Origin of the sequence: Flavimobilis rhizosphaerae, assembly GCF_014852685.1 — a bacterium.
In the GTDB taxonomy this organism is placed as follows: Bacteria; Actinomycetota; Actinomycetes; order Actinomycetales; family Cellulomonadaceae; genus Flavimobilis; species Flavimobilis rhizosphaerae.
Genome location: NZ_JACZDF010000008.1, coordinates 17,585 through 40,900 on the forward strand (window position 1 = coordinate 17,585; position 23,316 = coordinate 40,900).

A 23,316-nucleotide genomic window follows, 5' to 3' on the forward strand; every position below is an offset into this window, starting at 1 on the left:
ACGTTCTCTCACCCCTACCGTGCCATCCACGAGCCCGTCGAGCGCGGAGGCGGGCCGGTGCGCCGCGCGCGAGCAGGGTGCTGGCTCCTGCGAGAATGAGAGGCGTGCACCTCGAGATCAACGGGAACGCGCTGCTCGACGACGCCTACATGTGGCTCGAGCTCGCAGCGATCTTCTTCGCGGGCGTCTCGGGCGCCCTCGCCGCCGTCCGGAAGAACTTCGACATCTTCTCGGTCCTCCTCCTCGCGTGGGTGACGGGCCTCGGCGGCGGTCTGCTGCGCGACGTCCTCATCGGCGCGGTGCCGCCCGTCGGCATCACGAGCTGGAAGTACGTGACGGCCGCGCTCCTCGCGGGCGCGCTCGTGCACCTCTTCCACGTGCGGCTCGACCGGCTGCGCCGCGCGATCATCGTCTTCGACGCGGGGGCGCTCGCGATGTTCGTCGTCATCGGTGTCCACAAGGGCCTCGAGTACGGGGTCGGTCCGCTCGCGGCCGTCTTCGTCGGCATGCTCACCGGGATCGGCGGTGGTCTCGTGCGTGACCTGCTCGTCGACGAGGCCCCGATCGTCCTGCGTGACAGGGAGCTCTACGCGATCCCGGCGACCGCTGGAGCGGTGCTGGCCGCGTGGGTAGGGGAGATGGGGCACCTCAACTACGTGACCGGCGGCCTCATCTGCCTCGCGATCTTCGGTTTCCGGCTCGTCTCGCTGCGCCTCAGGTGGCAGGCGCCGGGACCCTGGCAGGGCTTCGGAGTGCCACGCCGCACGCCGCGTCGCCTGCGCCGCGGCGGTCCGTCGCGCGTGGGGCGCCGTCGTACGGCGCCGGGAACGGACCTCCCCGGGACGGAGACGTCAGCATGAGCGCGATGCCCCCGGACGCTACGATCACGGGCCTGCGGACGCTCTGCGAGCATCTCGCGAGCTCGACGGCGGAGCTCGTCCGTGCGCAGACCCCCACGACTGTCGAGGTCGCCGCGACGAAGTCGAACGACCTCGACGTCGTCACGCGCGCCGACCGTGCGGCGGAGGACTACCTGCGTTCCGAGATCGCGCGGTGGCGTCCCCAGGACGCGATCCTCGGCGAGGAGGGCGGGGCCTCGGACGGGTCGAGCGGCCTCACGTGGGTCGTCGACCCGATCGACGGCACGGTCAACTACCTCTACGGGCTCGGCTCGTGCTCCGTGTCCGTCGCGGTCGTCCTCGGCGCGGCCGACCCTGTGCGGTGGCAGCTGCTCGCGGCGGCGGTGTGCGAGATCCCTACGGGGACGACGTGGTCGGCGGCTCGCGGGCGGGGCGCGACGCGTGACGGGACCCCGGTGCGGGTGCGTGAGGCGACGGACCTGCGGCACGCGCTCGTCGCGACGGGGTTCCACTACGACGACGCCCTGCGCGCAGGGCAGGGACGCAGCGTCGGCGAGCTGCTCGCGCACGTGCGGGACGTCCGCCGCTTCGGCTCGGCCGCGCTCGACCTGTGCCGGGTGGCCGACGGGCGCGTCGACGCGTACTACGAGGAAGGGCTGTCGCCGTGGGACCACGCGGCGGGGACGCTCCTCGTCGAGGAGGCGGGCGGGGTCGTGCACGGCGCGGGCGGCGGAGCGCCCGGCCGCGGGCTCGTCGTCGCTGGTCCGGCGGGGACGCTGGACGTTCTGGAGCCGCTGCTCGCCCGGCTCGGTGCGGGACGCCGCCCGGGGATCACCCCTGGGTTTCCGCCAGCGGTGTGACCGACCGCACGGCGGTCCGTGAGCGGCCCGGGAACAAGGCGCGCACCCCGAGCGTTGGGCGGGCGACGGGCCCCTGGGAGAGGGGCGTTGCGTGCGCCACGCATCCCGTCACCGGCCCTCTGGGTCGACGTACACGTGCATCGGCGCGCGAGATGGTGCACAATCCCCTTCGCCGCTGCTCGCGCTGCGGCGGGGGAATCGGTACGGCGCCCTGGAGGGCCGCCGGACCGTGCAGCACCAAGGCGGGACCGCCGAACCCGGTCCCGGACGAACGACGACTGGAGCACAGCGACAGATGGCAACCGACTACGACGCACCGCGCAAGACCGAGGAAGATCTCTCCGAGGACTCGCTCGAGGAGCTCAAGGCGCGGCGGTCCGACAAGTCCTCGGGCGTCGTCGACGAGGACGAGACCGAGGCGGCCGAGGGCTTCGAGCTCCCCGGCGCTGACCTCTCGGGCGAGGAGCTCTCGGTGCGTGTCCTGCCCCGGCAGGCCGACGAGTTCACGTGCTCGAGCTGTTTCCTCGTGCACCACCGCAGCCAGCTCGCCTACGAGAAGAACGGCCAGCAGGTCTGCACCGAGTGCGCCGCCTGACAGACGCGTCCGCATGACGAGAGCCGCGGCCCCACGGGGTCGCGGCTCTCGTCGTGTACTGCGGTGTCAGGCGCCCCGTGCCGCCTCGATCGCGGCGCGGAGCGCGGCGGGTCGGCGGGTCGAGACGAGCCACGACGGTGTCGGATCTGCCGGGTCGAGCACGCGTGCGGTGACGGCGCCCTTCGTCCAGGTGCGCAGGCAGGCGAAGGAGCGGGGGTCGTAGCCAGGGCCGAGCGCTGTGCGCACGCCGTCGGCGTCGAGCACCTCGGTCTCGCCGAGGAGGTCGACGGGAATGTGGGCGCGTCCTGCGTGGAGCTCACGGCCGCGGACCTCGACGACAGGTGAGGTCACGGCGACGAGCACGAGCCCGACGACGAGGACGGTGAGGGACGTGATGGCTGCGGCGACGGTGCTCGAGACGAGGACGACGAGGCCGCACATGACAGCGAAGAGGACGACGGCGGCAACGCCAGCGGGCCCCGGCACGAGCCGTTCGCGGTACGTCGAGGTGCCTGGTGCGGGTGTGGGCGCGCTGCTCATGGGTCCCAGCATGCCAGCCCGCGGTGCACGTCCGGGGCTGCGTCCGGGCTACGATGCCGGGCGTGACGCACGCAACGTCCCCTGGTGGGGGAGACCTCGAGATCCTTCTCGTCATGCTCGATCCGGAGCTGCCCGAGCCCGCGTACGCCCATCCCGGTGATGCCGGGGCGGACCTCGTGGCGCGGGTCGACGTCGAGCTCGCGCCAGGTGCGCGGGCCACGGTGCCGACGGGCGTGTCGATCGCGCTGCCGGACGGCTACGCGGCGTTCGTGCACCCGCGGTCGGGGCTCGCAGCGCGGCACGGCGTGACGATCGTCAACGCTCCGGGGACGGTCGACGCCGGGTACCGCGGAGAGATCTCGGTGACGCTCCTCAACACGGACCCGGTCGCGCCGGTGACGCTCCGTCGGGGCGACAGGATCGCGCAGCTCGTGATCCAGCGGGTCGAGCGGGCGCGTTTCGTCCGAGCGGAGCGGCTGCCGGGATCGCACCGCGGCGAGGGTGGTTTCGGCTCGTCGGGCGGGTGGGCCGGGGCCTGACCCCGGCGGGATGGGGACATGCCCCTCTCGAACGCATAGGCTTGGGCGGTGCGCCTGCGTGGCGCCAGAACGGACGGAGTTGGGACGAGTGGGTCTTTTCGGTCGACGTGGTACGAGGGTGAAGAGCGAGGTGGCGCCCGTCGAGGAGACGGTCGCTGAGGTGCCCGTCGAGGCACCCTCGGAGCGTGAGCACGGTCCGTGGGACCGTGCCGACGTGACGGACGGCGAGGGACGTATCGACCTCGGAGCGGTGTGGCTCCCGGGCGTCCCCGGCATGCAGATGCGCATGGAGATCGACAAGGCGACCAACCAGATCGCGGGCGTGTCGATCCTCGTCGACGGCGTGAGCCTCCAGGTGCAGGCGTTCGCCGCCCCGCGCACGGAGGGCATCTGGGACGAGATCCGCGAGGAGATCGCGGCCTCGCTCACCGAACAGGGCGCCAAGGTCGACGACATCGTCGGCCCGTTCGGCCGCGAGCTGCTCGCACGCGCGTCGTTCCGCGAGGAGGACGGCTCACGGACGCTGCGCGTCATCCGATTCCTCGGCGTCGACGGACCTCGCTGGTTCCTCCGCGGCGTCATCAACGGCCCCGCCGAGATCGCGACCGACGGCGCCACCAAGGTCGAGAACATCTTCCGGGAGATCGTCGTCGTCCGTGACGACGCCGCCCGCGCACCACGGGAGCTCCTCGAGCTGCACGAGCCGCGGATCGGCGACGGCGCGAACGGCGGCCTCGCCAAGGTCGACGACGGGAAGCCGTCGCCGCTCACCCCGCCCGAGCGCGGACCCGAGATCACCCAGATCGGCTGACATGTCGCTGCGCAGCGCGCTGAGGTCCCTCGTGGCAGGCCGCGACGAGGTCGAGGCCGACGAGGAACGTCTGCGCGCCGCGCGCGGCGGGACCGCCGCGGTCGCGGACGTCCCCGAACGCGCGACCGCCGTCCTCTCCGGTGTGCTGCGCTCGGTCATCCTCCGCCCCTCCGAGAAGGTCCAGGTCGTCGAGGCGGAGCTCTACGACGGGTCGGGCTCGGTCGAGCTGCGCTGGCTCGGCCGACGCCGCATCCCCGGCATCGAGCCCGGTCGTCGCGTCAGGGTCCGCGGGCTCGTCACCGTCGTCGACGGCCGACGCGTCATCTACAACCCGCACTACGAGTTCGTCGCCCCCTCCGACGCGAAGCTCTGAGCGCGCTCGCCGCACGTCGGCGCCGCCCGGCGCCCGCCGACCCCGGAAGGACCCTCCGTGACCACGTCACCCCCTGAGCCCGACGCTGCGCCCGACGCTGCGCCCGCGGGCACGCACGTCACGCCGGACGAGCCCGCGCGAGGTATGCGCCAGCTCACGGCGGAGGAGTTCTCCCTCACCGAGTCCGTCGGCGGCGTCCGCGGGGTCGCCGAGACGCTCCTGCCCGGTGTCGTCTTCGTCGTCGTCTACATCGCGACGCGCGAGCTCATGCCGACGATCCTCTCGGCGCTCGGGGTTTCGCTCCTCGCCGTCGTCGTGCGGCTCGTCCAGCGCACGCCCGTGACACAGGCGTTCTCGGGCGTGCTCGGCGTCGTCATCGGCGTCGTCTGGGCGTGGCGCTCGGGCGAGGTCGAGGATTTCTTCCTCTTCTCGCTGCTCACGAACGCCGCCTACCTGCTCGCCTGCGTCGTGAGCATCCTCGTGCGCTGGCCGGGTGTCGGCGTCGTCGTCGAGCTGCTCCGTTCCGGGCTCGCAGGAGCACGCGAGGTGGAGAAGCGCGAAGACGGCGACACGACCCCGGAGCCGTCGCTCGGTGACCTCTTCGCCGGCTGGTCCGCGTGGCGCCGGGACCCCGTCACGGTGCGCCGCTACGCCCTCGCGACGTGGTTCTGGGTCGCGCTCTTCGGAGTGCGGCTCGCCGTGAAGACCCCGCTGTACCTCGACGCGACGACCGAGTGGCTCGGCATTGCCCACCTCGTCATGGGCGTGCCGCTGTGGGCGCTGACGCTCTGGGCGACGTGGGTCGTCGTCCATCCGGTCCTCAAGAACCCGCAGCGGCCTCCACACCCGTGAGGAGCGACTGGATCGCTCCGAGGTCCGCACCCTGACCCGTGACGAGCAGCAGCTCGTCACCCGCCTCGAGCGTGTCGTCGTCCGAGGGCGCGAGCGGTGTCGTGTCACGGACGACGGCCGCGAGGACGCAGCCGGGCGGCCACGCGACGGCGCCCACACGGGCTCCCACGAGGTGGGAGTCGCGCGGCAGCGTGATCTCGTGGATGTCGGCGCCCGACTGGTGGAACGTGAAGATCCGCACGAGGTCGCCGACCGCGACGGCCTCCTCGACCATGGCCGTCATGATGCGCGGCGTCGACACAGCGACGTCGACCCCCCACGACTCGTCGAACATCCACTCGTTCTTCGGGTTGTTGACGCGCGCGACGGTGCGCGGCACGCCGAACTCCGTCTTCGCGAGCAGGGAGATGACGAGGTTCGCCTTGTCGTCGCCCGTCGCCGCGACGATGACGTCGCACTCGTCGACCTTCGCCTCCGAGAGCGTCGAGATCTCGCACGCGTCGGCGAGCAGCCAGTCGGCGTCCGCGACCTGCGCGATCCGCATGGCCGTGGGGGAGCGGTCGACGATCGTCACCTCGTGGTCGCGGCCGAGGAGCTCACGAGCGATCGAACGGCCGACGGATCCGGCTCCGGCGATGACGACGCGCATCAGTCCTCCTGCTCGGGGGCGTGGGTGAGGATGCGCTCGACCTCGACGAGGTCGAGCGTACGAGCGAGGACGTGGAGGATGTCCCCGTCCTGGAGGACGGTCTCGGGCGTCGGCAGCTCGGCCGTGCCGAACCGGGTGACGAACGCGACGCGGGCGCCGGACGTGCGCTCGACCGCAGCGAGCCTGCGCCCGACCCACCCGGGATGGTGGTCCACCTGGCACAGTCGGACCGAACCGGTCGGGTCGCGGTACTCGTCACTCGTCCCGAGCGGCAGCATGCGCCGGAGCACCTGGTCCGACGTCCAGCGCACGGTCGCGACGGTGGGGATGCCGAGCCTCTCGTAGACCTCGGCGCGGTGGGAGTCGTAGATGCGGGCGACGACGTTGTCGACGCCGAACGTCTCACGGACGACGCGGGCCGCGACGATGTTCGAGTTGTCGCCGTCCGACACTGCGGCGAACGCGTAGGCCTCCTCGATCCCGGCCTGGGAGAGCGTGTCGCGGTCGAACCCGACGCCCGTCACCTTCTTGCCGGAGAACGTCGCGGGGAGACGCCGGAACGCCTCGGGATTCTGGTCGATGACGGCGACGGAGTGGCCGTTGCGCTCGAGCGAGTGGGCGAGCGTCGCCCCGACCCGGCCGCAGCCCATGATGACGAAGTGCACGGGACGAGCGTATGCCCAGGGAGGGTCGTGCGTCCTGGTCCGTCGTCCTCGTGTCGGTCCCGGACGCCCGGACGCGCGCCACGAGGGCCCGCCCGGGCCTAGCATGGGTCCTTGTGTCGGACATCGTGGACGCTGGCAAGCGTCTCCTCCTCGGGCGGCCCGTGCGCAGCGACGGCCTCGGCCACACGCTGCTGCCCAAACGCATCGCCCTGCCGATCTTCGCGTCGGACGCCCTCTCGTCGGTCGCGTACGCGCCCGACGAGATCCTCCTGACCCTTGCACTCGCTGGCATCGCGGCGACGGCGCTCTCGCCGTGGGTCGGGCTCGGGGTCGTCCTCGTCCTCGTGACGGTCGTCCTCTCGTACCGGCAGAACGTCCACGCCTACCCCTCGGGAGGAGGCGACTACGAGATCGCGACGGAGAACCTCGGGAAGACCTCGGGCCTCACGGTCGCGAGCGCGCTTCTCGTCGACTACGTCCTCACCGTCGCGGTCTCGATCTCGTCAGGCGCCCAGTACGCGGCGACGGCGTTCCCCGCGCTCCGGGGCCACGAGACCCTCCTCGCCGTCGGCCTCGTCGTGCTGCTCACCCTCGTGAACCTCCGGGGCGTCAAGGAGTCGGGCCGGCTCTTCGCGGTGCCCGTCTACCTCTTCATGATCGCGGTCGGCGCGACCGCGATCACGGGCTTCGTCCAGTACGTCACGGGAACCCTCGGCCGGGCGGAGTCGGCGGCGTACGAGGTCGTGCCGAGCGCGGCCTACGAGCAGGGCCTCGTCGGCGTCGCAGGCGCGTTCCTCGTCGCGCGCGCGTTCGCGTCCGGGTGCGCGGCTCTCACGGGTGTCGAGGCGATCTCCAACGGCGTGCCGGCGTTCCGGCCGCCGAAGTCGCGCAACGCCGCGGCGACGCTCGCGATGCTCGGCGCGATCTCCGCCTTCATGCTCGGCTCGATCCTCCTGCTCGCGATCGCGACCGGCGCGACGTACGTCGAGGACCCCGCCCGCGACCTCCTCATCGACGGTCACGCTCCCGTCGGCTACGTCCAGGTGCCGGTCCTCTCGCAGCTCGCGCACACGGTGTTCGCGTCGTTCCCGCCGATGTTCTACCTCATCTCGGCCGCGACGGGCCTCATCCTCGTGCTCGCCGCGAACACCGCGTTCAACGGCTTCCCGGTTCTCGGCTCGATCCTCGCCAAGGACGGCTACCTGCCGCGCCAGCTGCACACGCGCGGTGACCGGCTCGCGTTCTCCAACGGCATCATCTCGCTCGCGGTCGGTGCGATCGTCCTCATCGTCGCGTTCGACGCACAGGTGACCCGTCTCATCCAGCTCTACATCGTCGGGGTCTTCGTGAGCTTCACGCTCTCGCAGCTCGGCATGGTCCGGCACTGGACGTCGGCGCTGCGCCTCGCGTACGACCCGCGCGTGCGGTCGCGCATGAAGCGTTCGCGCGCGGTCAACATCGTCGGCTTCGGGCTCACGGCGACGGTCCTCGTTGTCGTGCTCCTCACGAAGTTCCTCCACGGCGCATGGATCGCGATCCTCGCGATGGCTGTTGCGTTCTTCGTCATGCGCAAGATCCGGCGCCACTACGACGCCGTCGCTGCCGAGCTCGAGCTCGACGCGGACGTCGACACCGAGCGCGCCCTGCCGAGCCGCGTCCATGCGATCGTCCTCGTCTCGAAGATCCACAAGCCCGTCATGCGCGCGATCGCGTACGCGCGGGCGACGCGCCCCTCGACGCTCGAGGCCGTGACGGTCGCGGTCGACCAGGAGGACTCGGCGGCGCTCGTCGAACGCTGGGAGTCCCTCGGCCTCCCTGTGACCCTGCGCGTGCTCGACTCGCCGTTCCGGGAGATCACACGCCCTGTGCTCTCGTACGTGAGGTCGATCCGGCGCGAGAGCCCGCGCGACCTCGTCGTCGTCTACATCCCCGAGTACGTCGTCGGCCACTGGTGGGAGCAGCTGCTCCACAACCAGTCGGCGCTGCGGCTCAAGGGGCGCCTCCTGTTCACCCCGGGCGTCGTCGTCGCCTCCGTACCGTGGCGCCTCGCGTCGTCGGTCGCGGGAGCGTCTCCCGACGCACAGCTCTACCCTCCGAAGGGCCCTACCTCATGACTTCCCCCCGTCCGTCCCGCGGCGCCCGCCGCACATCGTCGGACGACTCCCGTCGCGGCACCCCACGCCGGAACCCGCGCCCGCCGCGGGCTGCTGCGCCTGCCGACCTCCCGCTCGTCGAGGTCGAGGTCGGGCCGGTCGCGCACGGCGGCCACTGCGTCGCGCGGCACGAGGGCCGTGTGATCTTCGTGCGGCACGCGCTGCCGGGGGAGCGGGTCCGCGTGAGGCTTGTCCAGGCAGGTGAGAAGGATCGCTTCTGGCGCGGTGACGCGGTCGAGGTCCTCGAGGCGAGCCCCGACCGGGTCGCGGCCGCGTGGCCCGAGGCCGGACCGGGCGGTGTGGGCGGGGGCGAGCTCTCGCACGTCGCGCTGCCTGCCCAGCGTGCGTGGAAGGCGACGGTCGTCGCGGAGCAGCTCGCGCGCATCGCGGGGCTCGGCCGCGACGTGATGGTCGAGGCAGCGCCGGGCGACGACGAGCGCGGCGGGCTCGGCTGGCGCACACGCATCGACCTCGTGGCCGACGACGAGGGGCGAGCGGGCATGCTCGGGTACCGCTCGCACGACGTCCACGCGCTGCGTGCGATGCCGCTTGCGACCGAGGGCGTTACGGAGCTGGCGCGGGCCGAGGGCGTCTTCTCGCGCCGGTGGCGGCCAGGGTCGCGGCTCGAGCTCGTGGCACCCGCGGGCGGCGCTCCGGGACTTCTGCTCGTCGACGGCGTCCCGGGCCATCTCGGTGTGCCGGACCAGCGGCCCAACGCCCGCCGCACGGTCGTCGAGACGGTGGCGGTGGGTGGCCGCGACTACGCGTACCGGGTCGCGGCCGACGGCTTCTGGCAGGTGCACCGCGAGGCTCCGGGCCTGCTCGCGTCGGCGGTGCTCGACGCGGTCGGCGACGTCGACGGTGGGCGGGTCGTCGACCTCTTCTCGGGGGCCGGGCTCTTTTCTGCGCCGCTCGCGGACGCGGTGGGTGCCGCGGGCCGTGTCGTCACGGTCGAGGGCGACGAGCGGGCGGTGCGCGACGCGCGCCGGGCGCTCCACGAGGCGTCGCACGTCGAGCTCCACGTCGGTGACGTGGCGCAGGTGCTCGCGTCGGGCGAGCACGGTGCGTCGGGGGGAGCGGACGTCGTCGTGCTCGACCCGCCGCGCGCGGGTGCCGGTCGCCGTGTCCTCGACGCGGTCGTGGCGCTCGCGCCGCGGCGCGTCGTCCACGTGGCGTGCGACCCGGCGTCGCTCGCCCGGGACGTCGGGCTGCTCGGCGAGGCGGGTTATGTGCTGTCGGGCCTGCGAGCCTTCGACCTGTTCCCGATGACGCACCACGTCGAGTGCGTCGCGGTCCTCGACCGCGCGTGACCGGAGGCGTGGGGGAACGCCCGCGACGAGACGTCCGGCTGCTGGGACGATGAGGAATAACGTCAGCACGACGTGACTTATCTTGACGTCAAGATAAATGGTAGAGTGGAGCGACCGCGGACACCGTCGAGGCCGACGTGCGCCCACGGTCGACGCGGGGCCCGCCCCGCACGCCCAGACCCGTGAGCGGTGCACTCGCACGCCACGGACGATCGTGAGGAGTGAGGAGTCATCGTGAGCACAGTCGACTCGTTCGGTGCCAAGGGAACGCTCGACGTCGGAGGGACCTCGTACGAGATCTTCCGGCTCAGCGCCGTCGAGGGCGTCGAGCGCCTCCCGTACGCGCTCAAGGTCCTCGCGGAGAACCTCCTGCGCACCGAGGACGGCGCGAACATCACCGCCGACCACGTCCGCGCACTCGCGGGCTGGGACCCTGACGCGCAGCCGGACACCGAGATCCAGTTCACCCCTGGCCGTGTCATCATGCAGGACTTCACCGGCGTGCCGTGCGTCGTCGACCTCGCCACCATGCGCGAGGCGGTCGCCGACCTCGGCGGCGACGCGAGCCGCATCAACCCGCTCGCACCGGCCGAGCTCGTCATCGACCACTCCGTGCAGATCGACGTCGCGGGCCGCGCCGACGCGTTCCGTCGCAACGTCGAGATCGAGTACGAGCGCAACCACGAGCGCTACCAGTTCCTCCGCTGGGGCCAGACGGCCTTCGACGACTTCAAGGTCGTCCCCCCGGGCACCGGCATCGTCCACCAGGTCAACATCGAGTACCTCGCGCGCGTCGTCATGACGCGTGAGGTCGGCGGCGTCCTGCGCGCCTACCCCGACACCTGCGTCGGCACCGACTCGCACACGACGATGGTCAACGGCCTCGGCGTCCTCGGCTGGGGCGTCGGCGGCATCGAGGCCGAGGCCGCCATGCTCGGCCAGCCCGTCTCGATGCTCATCCCGCGCGTCGTCGGCTTCAAGCTCAACGGCCAGATCCCCTCGGGCGTCACCGCGACCGACGTCGTCCTCACGATCACCCAGATGCTGCGAGAGCACGGCGTCGTCGGCAAGTTCGTCGAGTTCTACGGCGACGGCGTCGCCCAGGTGCCGCTCGCGAACCGTGCGACGATCGGCAACATGAGCCCGGAGTTCGGCTCGACGGCCGCGATCTTCCCGATCGACGCCATCACGCTCGACTACCTGCGCCTCACCGGCCGCTCCGAGGAGCAGCTCGCGCTCGTCGAGGCCTACGCCAAGGAGCAGGGTCTCTGGCTCGACCCGACGGCCGAGAACTACGTCGAGCCCGTGTACTCCGAGTACCTCGAGCTCGACCTCTCGACGGTCGTCCCGTCGATCGCCGGCCCCAAGCGGCCTCAGGACCGCATCGAGCTCTCGCACGCCAAGGCCGCGTTCGAGCGGGACCTGCCGAACTACGTCGACGGCATCGTCAACGCCGTCGACCAAGCTGAGATCGAGTCATTCCCTGCCTCGGACGCGCCCGCGTTCTCCGAGCCTGTGCGTCCGACGTTCCCCGTGACGACCCCTGAGGGGGAGACCTACGAGCTCTTCCACGGCGCAGTCGCGATCGCGTCGATCACCTCGTGCACGAACACCTCCAACCCGTCCGTGATGATGGCCGCGGGCATCCTCGCGAAGAAGGCCGTCGAGCGCGGACTCGTCGCCAAGCCGTGGGTGAAGACGTCGATGGCTCCCGGCTCGCAGGTCGTCACGAACTACTACGAGAAGGCCGGCCTCTGGCCGTACCTCGAGAAGCTCGGCTTCCACCTCGTCGGCTATGGCTGCGCGACGTGCATCGGCAACTCGGGCCCGCTCGCCGACGAGGTCTCGGCCGTCGTCAACGAGCACGACCTCGCCGTCGTCTCGGTGCTCTCGGGGAACCGCAACTTCGAAGGCCGCATCAACCCCGACGTCAAGATGAACTACCTTGCGTCGCCGCCGCTCGTCATCGCTTACGCGCTCGCCGGCACGATGGAGTTCGACTTCGAGCACGAGCCCCTCGGCCGCGACGCCGACGGCACGCCCGTCTTCCTCCGCGACATCTGGCCGTCCGCCGAGGAGGTCCAGGCGACGATCGACTCGTCGATCGACCGCAAGATGTTCGAGGACGACTACGCGGACGTCTTCGCGGGCGACGAGAAGTGGCGCGCGCTGCAGACGCCCGAGGGTGACGTCTTCGAGTGGGACGCCGACTCCACGTACGTCCGCAAGCCCCCGTATTTCGAGGGCATGACGATGACGCCCGAGCCCGTCTCCGACATCGTGGACGCACGCGTCCTCGCGAAGCTTGGCGACTCCGTGACGACCGACCACATCTCGCCCGCGGGCGCGATCAAGGTCGACTCGCCGGCGGGCCGCTACCTCGCGGAGCACGGCGTCGAGCGTCGTGACTTCAACTCCTACGGCTCGCGCCGAGGCAACCACGAGGTGATGATCCGCGGCACGTTCGCGAACATCCGCCTGCGCAACCAGCTCCTCGACGGTGTCGAGGGTGGCTACACGCTCGACTTCACGACGGGCGAGCAGGCGGCGATCTACGACGCGGCGCAGAACTACGCCGCGCAGGGGACTCCGCTCGTCATCCTCGGCGGCAAGGAGTACGGCTCCGGCTCGTCGCGCGACTGGGCGGCCAAGGGCACTGCTCTCCTCGGCGTCAAGGCCGTCATCACCGAGAGCTTCGAGCGGATCCACCGCTCCAACCTCATCGGCATGGGCGTCCTCCCGCTCCAGTTCCCGGCGGGGGAGTCGGCTGACTCCCTCGGCCTCGACGGCACGGAGACGTTCTCGATCGCGGGCATCACGGCGCTCAACGAGGGCACGACGCCGGCGACCGTCGCCGTGACGGCGACGAGGGCCGACGGCTCGGTCGTCGCGTTCGACGCGGTCGTCCGCATCGACACGCCCGGAGAGGCTGACTACTACCGCAACGGTGGCATCCTCCAGTACGTCCTGCGCTCGCTCGTCGCAGCCTGACGCACGCACCACCCGCCGGGGCGTCCACCGCACGGTGGACGCCCCGTCGGCGTCCTGCCGCCGTGTGGTGGCGGGGGCGTCGCCGGCTCTGCGCTGCACCCGGCGCCGGTCGCGCCGTCGTGTCCCGGACTGAGGTCGTCCTCGGCGAGGCTGACGTGTGGCGTGCGACGGTGGGCTGACCTGCGTGTCGACGACCTGCAAGCACGAGCGTCGTCACGACACAGAGCGGTCATGACGAGCAATGGTGGAGCGGGCCGGTCACGACGCCGCGCGGCAGCGTGGGTGATCATGGCGATGGGAGCGGCGAGCATGCTCAGCGGATGTGCCGGCGGGATCGACACGGTCGGACCGGGTGGCGACCGCGGCGCGGTCGGACTCCATGTCGGGGCCGGTACGCGCCTCGTCGCGGACCCGGGGGCAGACGTCGGTCCGGTCGTCGACGCGACCTGGTCGCTCGGCCTTGCGGCGCTCAGTGCCGCCGAGCCGGGTGCGGGCGTCGTCGTGTCGCCCTCGAGCCTCTACGTCGCGCTGTCGATGCTCGCCGACGGCGCGAGCGGTGTGGGCCTTGCCGCAACCGAGGACGTGCTCGGCGCGTCCGGCAGCGCCCGGCATGCGGCCGTCGTCGCGCTGCGCGGCTCGCTCGGAGACTACGAGGGCGACCCGGGGCTCGTCGGCGGGGACGAGCTGCCCGAGCGTCCTGTCGTCCACCAGGCGAGCCAGCTCGTCGTCGACGACGACGAGCGCGCGGCGGAGGGTTACCTCGACACGCTGTGGCAGGTCTACGGCGCGGGCGTTCTCCGCACCGACCTCGCGACGGACGACGGGCTCCACCCGCTGCACGCCTGGGTGTCCGAGCACACGGGCGGCCTCGTGGAACGCTCGGCCATGACCCCGAGCCCGGACCTTGTCATGGTCCTCCAGGACGCCGTGGCGCTCGCCGCGCGCTGGGAGCGGCCCTTCGACGCCCGGCTGACATCGGACGCGCCGTTCCACCTGACCGACGGCACGGTCACGCAGGTCGCGACGATGCGCGGGGAGCTCGAGGCGGCCCACGCCGCGGTCGACGGGTGGCAGGCGGTCCGCCTGCGCTACGCGACGACGGACGGGCCCGGCCTGCACACCGACGTCGTCCTGCCACCCGAGGACACCGACGTCCGACGCCCTGACCGTGCCGTTCTCGGCAGGCTCACGGCGGCGCTCGATGCTGCCAAGCCCTCAGCGGTCGAGCTGTGGCTGCCGAAGGTGGACCTCGAGAGCAGGGTCGACCTTGTGGGAGCCCTCAAGGCGGCGGGGCTCGGCCACCTCGTGTCCGAGGAACGCTCTGGCATCGACCAGATTCTCGCGGAGCAGGCACGCCCCGGGTCCGTCGACCAGGCGGTGCAGCAGGCCGTCCTGCGGCTCGACGAGGACGGCACGCGCGCCGCGGCGGTCACCGAGATCGGCGTGCGCGTCGTGAGCGCACCCGTGACACCCCCGACGACGCTGCGTGTCGACCGGCCGTTCCTCGTCACCGTGTCCGACTCGACGACGGGCTGGCCCGTCCTCCTTGCGGCGGTCGACGACCCACGCTGACCGAGCGTCGACCTCACCTGCGCGTGCGGAGCACCCGCAGGTGAGACGTCCTCGCGCACGTCGCACCCTCGCCCGGGCGCGACGGACAAGGGCAGACTCCTCCTGTGACCGAGAACCTCACCCACCCGACCGACGCGGCCGTCGGTGCCTTCCTCGACGCGGTCGAGCATCCCGTCCGGCGTCGCGACGGCTGGCGCCTGCACGACCTCCTTGCGCGGCTCACGGGCGAGGAGGCGGTCATGTGGGGGCCGACGATCGTCGGCTTCGGCCGCTACACGTACGCCTACGACTCGGGGAGGACAGGAGAGGCTGCGGCCGCGAGCTTCTCCCCGCGCAAGGCCGCGATGACGATCTACCTCCCCGAGGGAACGGGCCCGCACGCGGAACGCCTCGCGAGGCTCGGCCCGCACCGGGCGTCGAAGGCCTGCGTGTACGTGACGAACCTCGACAGGGTCGACATGGACGTCCTCGAGGAGATGCTCCGCGCCTCGTACGCGACCGTGACGCGCGGGGTCATGGACCACCACGCGGAGGGCTGATCGCGGACGCGGCACACGGTGCGGGAACCGTCGCCGGGACGCCACCACGGGCCCGGCCTCACGAGCCACCGGGGCACGTCCCACGAGGGCCCCGAGTCAGCGTGAGCCCGTCGGCGCCCGCAGCCCGAGCAGCTCGGCGAGCGCGCCGGTCGCGAGCGCATGGTACCCGGTGCCGGGTGCGGCATGCTCGGCCATGGCCGTCGCCATGCTGAGCGCCCACGCCCGGGCACGTGCGCGCGCCGCCGCGTCCTCGACGACGGGGTGGTGGCCCGCGCGGAGCCGGTCCCAGAACCGCTGGCGGGCGCCCGCGTCGAGGACGAGCCACGCGGCTGCGAGGTCCGTCGCGGGGTCGCCCGCGGTGATGTCGCCCCAGTCGACGACGGCGGCAAGTGCGGGCGCCGCGCCAGGCGTCGCGACGAGGTTCGCGGCGTGGAGGCCGCCGTGCACCCACGACGGTGGTCCCGTGTGGACCGGGGCTGGGAGGCTGTCGTCCCACAGGCGCTCGAGCGCCGCGCGGATGGCAGCGACCGGTGCGCGACCGTCGTCGACCGACGTCGGCACGAGCCCCGACGTCGTGAGGTACCCGCCCGGCGCGGCAAGACGGGCGAGACGCTCCCGCACGGCGCCGGAGCGCGTCGCGAGCGGGACCCCGCGCACGGGGTTGTGCGGTGCGTCCGCGGGAGCGGGCGTGTGGAGCGCGACGAGGACGTCGGCGAGCGGCTCCGCGAGCGGCGCGCGGGCCGCACGCTCGAGCTCGGCCACGACGACGCCCTCGGTCCACGGCACGACCGCCCACACCCACGGGTACCCGAGCGCGGCCGACGGCCTCCCCGCGCGCACGGCCCTGGGGACGGGGACGGGCAGCCGCGGGGCGAGGACGGGCAGCGCCCGCAGCTCGTGCTCGACGAGCCGCGCGGCCTCGGTGCGCCGGGGCACCCGCACCGCGAGGTCGTCGCCGAGGCGCAGGACGACGTTGTCCCAGCCGTGCGCGACGACGGTGAGCGGCAGGTCGGCGAGGTCCGGGTGCTGCTCAGCGAGCAGGCTGCGTACGAGGTCGACCGTGACGTCGACGTCGGCGGGCGGTGCCTGTGTCACGCGTCGACCTCGACGAGCCGCGCGTGGTCCCACGGCTCGTCCCAGCCGAGCGCCCCGAGCAGCTCGGTGAGGACGAGCGCGGTGAAGCCCCACACGAGGTTGTCTCCGACGAGGAACGCGGGGCCCCGGTACGTGCGCGCGCCGCGCGTGAGGGTCGCGGTCCGCCGGTGGGCGGGGTCGACGAGATCCGCGACGGGTGCGCGGAAGACCTGTGCGGACTCGCCGTGGTCGACGACCGCGACGGGCGTGGGCCGCGCCCACCAGGCGAGGACGGGGGTGACGAGGTGGTCGCTCACGGGCAGCGGCAGCGTGCCGAGCGTCCCGAGGACCTCGACGCCCGCCGGGTCGAGCCCGGTCTCCTCCTCGGCCTCGCGCAGCGCGGCCGCGACCGGGCCGGAGTCCTCGGGGTCCTGCCGTCCGCCGGGGAACGCGACCTGTCCTGCGTGCTGCCGGAGGGTCGCGGCGCGCCGCACGAGGAGCACGTCGAGGTCAGCCGGGACGAGCGGCGTATCGTGCTGCGCCGGCACGCCGTCGAGCCGGCCGAGCAGGACGAGGACCGACGCTGGTCGCTGCCCGGGGCCGGTGTACACGACTGCGCCGGTGCGCGCGCCCCAGTCGACCCCGGTGCGTGCGAGGGCCCGGAGCTGGCCGAGGGCGTCGTCGGTCGTCGTCACGCCTCGACCCTACGTCGCCCGGTGGTGGGGTGAAGGGGCGCGCGCTAGCGTCGGGCCATGAAGATCGTCACGCGTGTCGCAGGTCAGGTCCTTGCCGTGGGCGCCGCTCTCGCCGTGCGTGCCGTCCGGCGATGACGCCGGCAGGCGGTGCCGGGGCGCGCCGCTTCGGCGAGGTCGCCGCGCTCTATGACGCGGTGAGGCCCGACTACCCTGCGGCAACCGTCGCGTTCCTCGTGGGTGACGCCCACCGTGTGCTCGACCTTGGTGCGGGTACCGGCAAGCTTGCGCGTGCTGTCGCGTCCCTCGGCCGTGAGGTCGTCGCGGTCGACCCCGACGCGCGGATGCTCGACATCCTCGGTGAGCGCCTCGACGTCGAACGGCACGTCGGCACGGCCGAACGCATCCCGCTGGCGGACGCGAGCGTCGACGCGGTCGTCGTCGGACAGGCGTGGCACTGGGTCGACGAGCCCGTCGCCGTGCGCGAGGTCGCGCGCGTGCTGCGCCCGGGCGGCACCCTCGGCGTCGTGTGGAACACGCGGGACGAGTCCGTGCCGTGGGTGCGCGAGCTCGGCCGGGTGTTCGGTGACGGCGTCGCGCCGCCCACCCGCGTCGCCGCACCCGAGCTCGGCGGCGTCTTGACGACGCCCGAGCACCGTGCGGAGAGGTGGACGCTCCCCATGTCGGTCGACGACCTCGTCGCCCTCGCCGCGACTCGGTCGTACGTCGTCGAGGCGGGCGAGGAGCGTCGTGCGCAGGTCGCTGCCGCGGTGCGTCGGCTCGCCGCGACGGTCGCGCCGCGGAGCGCCACCGACCCCCGCGTCGACCTCCCCTACGTCACGGAGGCGTTCGTCGCCCGGCGTCGCTGACGCCGGGCGACTGCCCGTTCACCAGCCCGCGGGGAGCGGGCGTCCCTCCTCGTAGCCGGCGGCGGACTGCAGCCCGACGACGGCGCGCTCCGCGAACTCCCCGAGCGAGCGAGCGCCCGCGTACGTGCACGACGAGCGCAGGCCCGACGTGATCTCGTCGAGCAGGTCCTCGACGCCCGGGCGCTGCGGGTCGAGGTACATGCGCGAGCTCGAGATGCCTTCTTCGTAGAGTCCCTTGCGGGCCCGGTCGAACGCCGCGTCCGACGAGGTGCGCGCGGCGACGGCCCGCGCGGAGGCCATGCCGAAGGACTCCTTGTAGAGACGGCCCGTGCCGTCGTCGTGGAGGTCGCCGGGGGACTCGTGCGTGCCCGCGAACCACGAGCCGATCATCACCTGGCTCGCACCCGCCGCGACCGCGAGCGCGACGTCGCGCGGGTGACGCACGCCGCCGTCCGCCCACACGTGCTTGCCGAGCTCGCGCGCGGCGGCCGCGCACTCGAGGACGGCCGAGAGCTGGGGTCGGCCGACTCCCGTCATCATGCGGGTCGTGCACATCGCGCCCGGGCCGACGCCGACCTTGACGATGTCTGCGCCGGCCTCGACGAGGTCGCACACCCCGTCGGCCGTCACGACGTTGCCCGCGACGACGGGGACGTTGGGGTTCGCGGCGCGCACGGCGGCGAGCGCGTCGAGCATCTTGCCCTGGTGGCCGTGCGCGGTGTCGACGACGAGCGTGTCCGCACCGGCTGCGAGGAGCGCCTCGGCCTTGCCGCGGACGTCGCCGTTGATACCGACGGCCGCCGCGACGAGCAGCCGTCCGGAGGTGTCGACGGCGGGGGAGTAGACGCTCGAGCGCAGCGCCCCCTTGCGCGTGACGACGCCGACGAGCCGGCCGTCGTCGACGACGGGCGCGATGCGCCTGCGGGCCTCGTGGAGCTGCTCGAACACGTGCCGGAGGCCGTCCGGGCCGTCGAGGACCGAGAGGTCGACGGTCACCGGGCCGTGCGACATGACGTCGCGTGCCTGGGTGAAGCGGTCGACGCCGTGGCAGTCGTCGACCGTGACGATGCCGAGCAGCCTGTCGTGGTCGACGACGAGGGCCGCCCCGTGGGACCGCTTGCCCATGAGCGAGAGGATCGTGTGCACCGTGTCGTGGGGAGTGACGGTCACGGGGGTCTCGACGATCGTGTGCTTGGACTTCACGTCCGCGATGACGCTCGCGACGACGTCGACGGGCGTGTCCTGCGGGATGACCGCCATGCCGCCGCGCCGCGCGACGGTCTCCGCCATGCGACGACCGGCGACCGCCGTCATGTTGGCGACGACGAGGGGGATCGTCGTGCCGGTGCCGTCGGCTGTCGCGAGGTCGACGTCGAAGCGGGAGACGACGTCGGAGCGGGACGGGACGAGGAAGACGTCGCCGTACGTGAGGTCGTGGGTGGGGGTGTGCCCCGGCAGGAAGCGCATGCGACGAGCGTACGGCGGGGCTCGGACACTCCGCGCGGCGCCGCGCCAGCCGCTTCCGGGGCCTGGGCGCTGAGCGCTCTGGGACCTCCGTCCCAGGTGCCTCAGTGCCGTCCGCGAGCCCTCTCGGGTAAACACCCGACCCCCAAGGTGAACGGAAGGTGAACGAGGCATGAAAGGTCGCGCCCGTTCGACGTGATCTCGCGCCACAGCGTGTCGGGCGGGTAGACACGAGGCGTCGAGACACCCTCAATGGACATGTGGCCGAGACACTCATCCTCCTGCTGGTGATCATCACCGCTCTTGCCTTCGACTTCACGAACGGCTTTCACGACACGGGCAACGCGATGGCGACGTCGATCGCGACCGGTGCTCTCAAGCCCAAGGTCGCCGTGACGCTCTCCGCGGTCCTCAACCTCATCGGTGCCTTCCTCTCCGTCGCGGTCGCCGCGACGGTCGCCAAGGGCATCGTCAACCTCGAGGGCGTCGGTGGGCAGGACCTGCTCCGCATCGTCCTCGCCGGCCTCGTCGGTGCGATCCTCTGGAACGTCCTCACGTGGCTGCTCGGTATCCCGTCGAGCTCGTCGCACGCTCTCTTCGGCGGCCTCATCGGTGCCGCGCTCGTCGCGCTCGGCACGTCGGGCGTCCTGTGGAACGGCGTTGTTGCGAAGATCGTCTTCCCCGCGCTGCTCGCCCCCGTCGTCGCGGGCGTTGTCGCCGGCATCGGCTCGTGGGTGGTCCACCGCATCGTCGCGACCGTCCCCGAGTCGACGCAGGAGAAGGGGTTCCGCTGGGGCCAGGTCGGCTCCGCGTCGCTCGTCTCGCTCGCGCACGGCACGAACGACGCGCAGAAGACGATGGGTGTCATCTTCCTGGCCCTCGTCGCGCACGGCTCCGTCACCGCCGACGACACGATTCCGTTCTGGGTCATCGCCGCGTGCGCGATCGCGATCGGCCTCGGCACCTACCTCGGTGGGTGGCGCGTCATCCGCACCCTCGGCAAGGGTCTCGTCGAGATCTCGCCCGCGCAGGGCATGGCGGCCGAGACCTCGTCGGCCGCGATCATCCTCACCTCCTCGAGCCTCGGCCTGCCGCTGTCGACGACGCACGTCGCAACCGGCTCGATCCTCGGCTCGGGCGTCGGCCGCCCGGGTGCCCAGGTTCGCTGGGGCGTCGCCGGCCGCATGGGTGTCGCGTGGCTCGTCACGCTCCCCGCTGCCGCAGCGATGGGCGCGGTCGCCTGGGGGATCGCACACCTCATCGGTGGTGCGACGGGCATGCTCGTGGTCTTCGCGATCCTCGTGGCCGGCTGCTTCGCGATGTGGCTGCGCTCGCGCCGGGCCCCGGTGAACCCGGACAACGTCAACGCCGACTGGGAGGAGGGCCTCGAGCCCGCCGCCCAGCCCGCCGAAAAGCTCGCGACCGTCACCGTGCTCGACGAGGCCCCTGAGGTTCCGCTGCCGGCCGAGGACGCCGCCGAGCCCGCCCCCCGTCGCGTCGCGACCCCCGCCTGAAAGGACGCCCCGTGGACTTCTCCGACATCGGTCTCTCGCTCGTCAAGGTCCTCGTCGTCGGCATCACGCTCGGCGCCGGCCTGCCCGCACTCTTCGCGCTCGGCCTCAAGGGCCTCGCCCGCACCGAGGCGCGTCCCGACGGCACCCTCGCGGTGACCGCCGGGGGCCGCGCCGTCGCCGGTCTGGCGTTCGGCGTCGTGAGCCTCGCCGTCATCGTCGGGATTCTCTGGATCGTCGCCGGCGGCCACTGAGTCCTCCGGCGCAGGTCCACGGATCTGCACCGCACCCCCACGGGACGTGCCGCACCGCGGCACGTCCCGTGGCGCGTCCGCCGGTCGTCCCGTCGTAGAGTGGACGGTCAACACACTTCCGTCCCGGAGCCCCGGAGGCCCGGACCCGACCTGGAACGAGGACGGCATGAGCCTGCTCGAGAACGTCGAGGGACCTGGCGACCTCAGGGATCTCAGCGCCGAGGAGTGCCGCGAGCTCGCGGCGGAGATCCGGTCGTTCCTCGTCTCCTCCGTGTCCCGGACCGGCGGCCACCTCGGCCCCAATCTCGGTGTCGTCGAGCTGACGATCGCGATGCACCGCATCTTCGAGTCGCCGCGCGACACGTTCGTCTTCGACACGGGCCACCAGTCCTACGTCCACAAGCTGCTCACAGGCCGCAAGGACTTCTCCGCGCTGCGTCGCCGCGAGGGGCTCTCGGGCTACCCGAGCCGCGCCGAGTCGGAGCACGACGTTGTCGAGAACTCCCACGCCTCGACCTCGCTGTCGTGGGCCGACGGCATCGCCAAGGCGAACCTCCTCGCGGGGCGCACCGACCGGCACGTCGTCGCGGTCATCGGCGACGGTGCGCTCACGGGCGGTATGGCCTGGGAGGCCCTCAACAACATCGCGGCGTCCGACGACGAACGGCTCGTCATCGTCGTCAACGACAACGGGCGCAGCTATGCGCCGACGATCGGCGGCCTTGCGCACCACCTCGACACGCTGCGTACGACGCGCGGCTACGAGGAGTTCCTGCGCTGGGGTAAGCGAACCCTCACCCGCTCGGGCGTGCCCGGGCGAATGGCGTACGACGCGCTGCACGCGCTCAAGAAGGGCGTCAAGGACGCGCTGGCGCCGCAGGGGCTCTTCGAGGACCTCGGCCTCAAGTACGTGGGGCCGGTCGACGGGCACGACACGGAGTCGCTCGAGCGGGCGCTCGCCGCGGCGAAGGCCTACGGAGGGCCGGTTCTCGTCCACGTCATGACGGAGAAGGGCCGCGGCTACATCCCCGCGGAGCAGGACATCGCCGACCGCTTCCACGCGGTCGGGCAGATCCATCCCGAGACGGGCCTGCCCGTCGCGCCCTCACGCTTCGGGTGGACGAGCGTCTTTGCCGACGAGATCGTCCGCATCGGCGAGTCGCGTCCCGACGTCGTCGGCATCACGGCGGCGATGCTCGCTCCGGTCGGCCTCGCCCCGTTCGCGGAGCGGTTCCCCGACCGCACGTTCGACGTCGGCATCGCCGAGCAGCACGCGGTGACCGCCGCGGCCGGCATGGCGTTCGCGGGTCTGCACCCTGTCGTCGCGCTCTACGCGACGTTCCTCAACCGCGCGTTCGACCAGGTGCTCATGGACGTCGCGCTCCACCGGGCGGGCGTGACGTTCGTGCTCGACCGTGCGGGTATCACAGGGGACGACGGGGCCAGCCACAACGGCATGTGGGATCTCGCGATGCTGCGGATCGTCCCGGGGCTACGGCTCGCGGCGCCGCGCGACGAGGCGACGATGCGTGCAGCGCTGAGGGACGCGGTCGCGGTCGACGACGCGCCGACGGTCGTGCGCTACCCCAAGGGTGCGCTGGGCGATCCGCTGCCGGCGGTCGGGACGCTCGACGACGTCGACGTGCTCGCTGAGCACCCGGGCGAGGGGCCGCGCGTGCTGCTCGTCGGGATCGGCGCGATGGTGCGGACGGCGCTCGCCGCGGGGGCGGAGCTCGCAGCGCTTGGCGTGCCGTCGACGGTCCTCGCTCCGACGTGGGTGCTTCCGGTGCCGTCGGGCGTCGTCAAGGCGGCTGGCGAGCACGACCTCGTCGTGACGCTCGAGGACGGTCTCGCGTCGGGCGGCATCGGTGCGGCGATCGCCGAGGCGTGCGCGCGCGACGGTGTGGGCACGACGGTGCGGACGGTCGGACTGCCGACGTCGTTCCTCGATCACGCATCGCGCGACCAGGTCGTCGAGGCGCACCGGATGTCGGCGGGCGACGTCGTCGCGGATGTCGTGCGGGCGCTCGGACGCTAAGCCCGGACGCGTCCCGGTGTCGGTCCGCGCGGGGGGCTCGGCACGGCGTGCCGGGGCCCCGTGAATATTCGGGGCGTGACACCCTGTTGGCAGGGGTGCGGTGCG

At 72.5% G+C, this 23,316-nt stretch carries 22 protein-coding genes; 16 read left to right on the forward strand and 6 right to left on the reverse strand.

What is annotated here, in order from left to right; all coding sequences use genetic code 11:
* The first annotated feature begins 104 nt into the window (after positions 1–104).
* The 3 genes from IGS67_RS12445 (at position 105) to IGS67_RS12455 (ending at position 2,315) form a co-directional block, all read left to right on the forward strand.
* Positions 105–860: a trimeric intracellular cation channel family protein gene (locus IGS67_RS12445; protein WP_328742666.1), complete on the forward strand. Its 756-nt coding sequence runs from the start codon at positions 105–107 to the stop codon at positions 858–860.
* Complete coding sequence (locus IGS67_RS12450) at positions 857–1,720, forward strand: inositol monophosphatase family protein (RefSeq protein WP_192281641.1); 864 nt, start codon at positions 857–859, stop codon at positions 1,718–1,720. The genes IGS67_RS12445 and IGS67_RS12450 overlap by 4 nt, the downstream gene beginning before the upstream one ends.
* A gap of 295 nt (positions 1,721–2,015) precedes the next feature.
* Positions 2,016–2,315 (forward strand): DUF4193 domain-containing protein, encoded by a 300-nt coding sequence (locus tag IGS67_RS12455; protein WP_102508472.1) that lies wholly within the window; start codon positions 2,016–2,018, stop codon positions 2,313–2,315.
* 66 nt (positions 2,316–2,381) lie between these two features.
* Here IGS67_RS12455 and IGS67_RS12460 read toward each other — a convergent pair whose 3' ends face one another.
* The gene (locus IGS67_RS12460; RefSeq protein ID WP_192281644.1) at positions 2,382–2,855 is read right to left on the reverse strand and encodes a DUF3093 domain-containing protein; all 474 of its coding nucleotides are present in this window, start codon (positions 2,853–2,855) and stop codon (positions 2,382–2,384) included.
* Between the two features lie 53 nt (positions 2,856–2,908).
* On the opposite strand from IGS67_RS12460, the gene dut reads away from it, so the two are divergent.
* From dut to IGS67_RS12480, 4 genes are all read left to right on the forward strand, one after another.
* A complete protein-coding gene (gene dut / locus IGS67_RS12465) occupies positions 2,909–3,394 on the forward strand; it encodes a dUTP diphosphatase (protein ID WP_192281648.1) in 486 nt (161 codons plus the stop codon).
* A 118-nt stretch (positions 3,395–3,512) separates the two neighbouring features.
* The gene (locus IGS67_RS12470) at positions 3,513–4,205 is read left to right on the forward strand and encodes a DUF3710 domain-containing protein (RefSeq protein ID WP_328742669.1); all 693 of its coding nucleotides are present in this window, start codon (positions 3,513–3,515) and stop codon (positions 4,203–4,205) included.
* Between the two features lies 1 nt (position 4,206).
* Positions 4,207–4,578, forward strand: coding sequence for an OB-fold nucleic acid binding domain-containing protein (locus IGS67_RS12475; RefSeq protein WP_192281654.1), 372 nt, complete (start codon positions 4,207–4,209; stop codon positions 4,576–4,578).
* A 57-nt stretch (positions 4,579–4,635) separates the two neighbouring features.
* Entirely contained in the window at positions 4,636–5,430 is a 795-nt protein-coding gene (locus IGS67_RS12480) for a DUF3159 domain-containing protein (RefSeq protein ID WP_328742672.1), read from the forward strand.
* On the opposite strand, the gene IGS67_RS12485 is transcribed toward IGS67_RS12480, so the two are convergent.
* Positions 5,399–6,079: a potassium channel family protein gene (locus IGS67_RS12485; RefSeq protein WP_192281657.1), complete on the reverse strand. Its 681-nt coding sequence runs from the start codon at positions 6,077–6,079 to the stop codon at positions 5,399–5,401. The genes IGS67_RS12480 and IGS67_RS12485 overlap by 32 nt on opposite strands.
* Entirely contained in the window at positions 6,079–6,729 is a 651-nt protein-coding gene (locus IGS67_RS12490) for a potassium channel family protein (RefSeq protein ID WP_192282020.1), read from the reverse strand. The genes IGS67_RS12485 and IGS67_RS12490 overlap by 1 nt, the downstream gene beginning before the upstream one ends.
* Before the next feature lie 128 nt (positions 6,730–6,857).
* Between IGS67_RS12490 and IGS67_RS12495 the strand changes: the two genes are divergently transcribed.
* From IGS67_RS12495 to IGS67_RS12515, 5 genes are all read left to right on the forward strand, one after another.
* On the forward strand, positions 6,858–8,858 hold the full coding sequence (locus IGS67_RS12495; RefSeq protein WP_192281660.1) for an APC family permease: 2,001 nt from the start codon (positions 6,858–6,860) through the stop codon (positions 8,856–8,858).
* Positions 8,855–10,207 carry a class I SAM-dependent RNA methyltransferase gene (locus tag IGS67_RS12500; RefSeq protein WP_192281663.1) on the forward strand — a complete coding sequence of 451 codons (1,353 nt, stop codon included), beginning with the start codon at positions 8,855–8,857 and terminating at the stop codon, positions 10,205–10,207. Before IGS67_RS12495 ends, IGS67_RS12500 begins: the two co-directional genes overlap by 4 nt.
* 234 nt (positions 10,208–10,441) lie before the next feature.
* Positions 10,442–13,198, forward strand: a complete 2,757-nt coding sequence (acnA, locus tag IGS67_RS12505) for an aconitate hydratase AcnA (protein WP_192281666.1) — start codon at positions 10,442–10,444, stop codon at positions 13,196–13,198.
* Positions 13,199–13,429: 231 nt separating this feature from the next.
* Positions 13,430–14,770: a serpin family protein gene (locus IGS67_RS12510; protein WP_192281668.1), complete on the forward strand. Its 1,341-nt coding sequence runs from the start codon at positions 13,430–13,432 to the stop codon at positions 14,768–14,770.
* A 104-nt stretch (positions 14,771–14,874) separates the two neighbouring features.
* On the forward strand, positions 14,875–15,309 hold the full coding sequence (locus IGS67_RS12515; RefSeq protein ID WP_192281671.1) for a DUF1801 domain-containing protein: 435 nt from the start codon (positions 14,875–14,877) through the stop codon (positions 15,307–15,309).
* A gap of 96 nt (positions 15,310–15,405) precedes the next feature.
* Here the strand turns inward: IGS67_RS12515 and IGS67_RS12520 are convergent, their stop codons facing one another.
* Positions 15,406–16,404 (reverse strand): aminoglycoside phosphotransferase family protein, encoded by a 999-nt coding sequence (locus IGS67_RS12520; RefSeq protein ID WP_192281674.1) that lies wholly within the window; start codon positions 16,402–16,404, stop codon positions 15,406–15,408.
* Positions 16,401–17,078 (reverse strand): NUDIX hydrolase, encoded by a 678-nt coding sequence (locus IGS67_RS12525; protein ID WP_192281677.1) that lies wholly within the window; start codon positions 17,076–17,078, stop codon positions 16,401–16,403. Before IGS67_RS12525 ends, IGS67_RS12520 begins: the two co-directional genes overlap by 4 nt.
* 131 nt (positions 17,079–17,209) lie before the next feature.
* Between IGS67_RS12525 and IGS67_RS12530 the strand changes: the two genes are divergently transcribed.
* Positions 17,210–17,944, forward strand: a complete 735-nt coding sequence (locus IGS67_RS12530) for a class I SAM-dependent methyltransferase (protein WP_192281680.1) — start codon at positions 17,210–17,212, stop codon at positions 17,942–17,944.
* Between the two features lie 18 nt (positions 17,945–17,962).
* On the opposite strand, the gene guaB1 is transcribed toward IGS67_RS12530, so the two are convergent.
* Positions 17,963–19,411, reverse strand: a complete 1,449-nt coding sequence (gene guaB1, locus IGS67_RS12535) for a GMP reductase (RefSeq protein ID WP_192281683.1) — start codon at positions 19,409–19,411, stop codon at positions 17,963–17,965.
* A gap of 257 nt (positions 19,412–19,668) precedes the next feature.
* On the opposite strand from guaB1, the gene IGS67_RS12540 reads away from it, so the two are divergent.
* The 3 genes from IGS67_RS12540 (at position 19,669) to dxs (ending at position 23,211) form a co-directional block, all read left to right on the forward strand.
* Positions 19,669–20,922 (forward strand): inorganic phosphate transporter, encoded by a 1,254-nt coding sequence (locus IGS67_RS12540; protein WP_328742678.1) that lies wholly within the window; start codon positions 19,669–19,671, stop codon positions 20,920–20,922.
* An 11-nt stretch (positions 20,923–20,933) separates the two neighbouring features.
* Positions 20,934–21,173 (forward strand): hypothetical protein, encoded by a 240-nt coding sequence (locus IGS67_RS12545; protein ID WP_102508492.1) that lies wholly within the window; start codon positions 20,934–20,936, stop codon positions 21,171–21,173.
* A gap of 166 nt (positions 21,174–21,339) precedes the next feature.
* Positions 21,340–23,211: a 1-deoxy-D-xylulose-5-phosphate synthase gene (gene dxs, locus IGS67_RS12550; protein ID WP_192281686.1), complete on the forward strand. Its 1,872-nt coding sequence runs from the start codon at positions 21,340–21,342 to the stop codon at positions 23,209–23,211.
* The last annotated feature ends 105 nt before the right edge of the window (positions 23,212–23,316 follow it).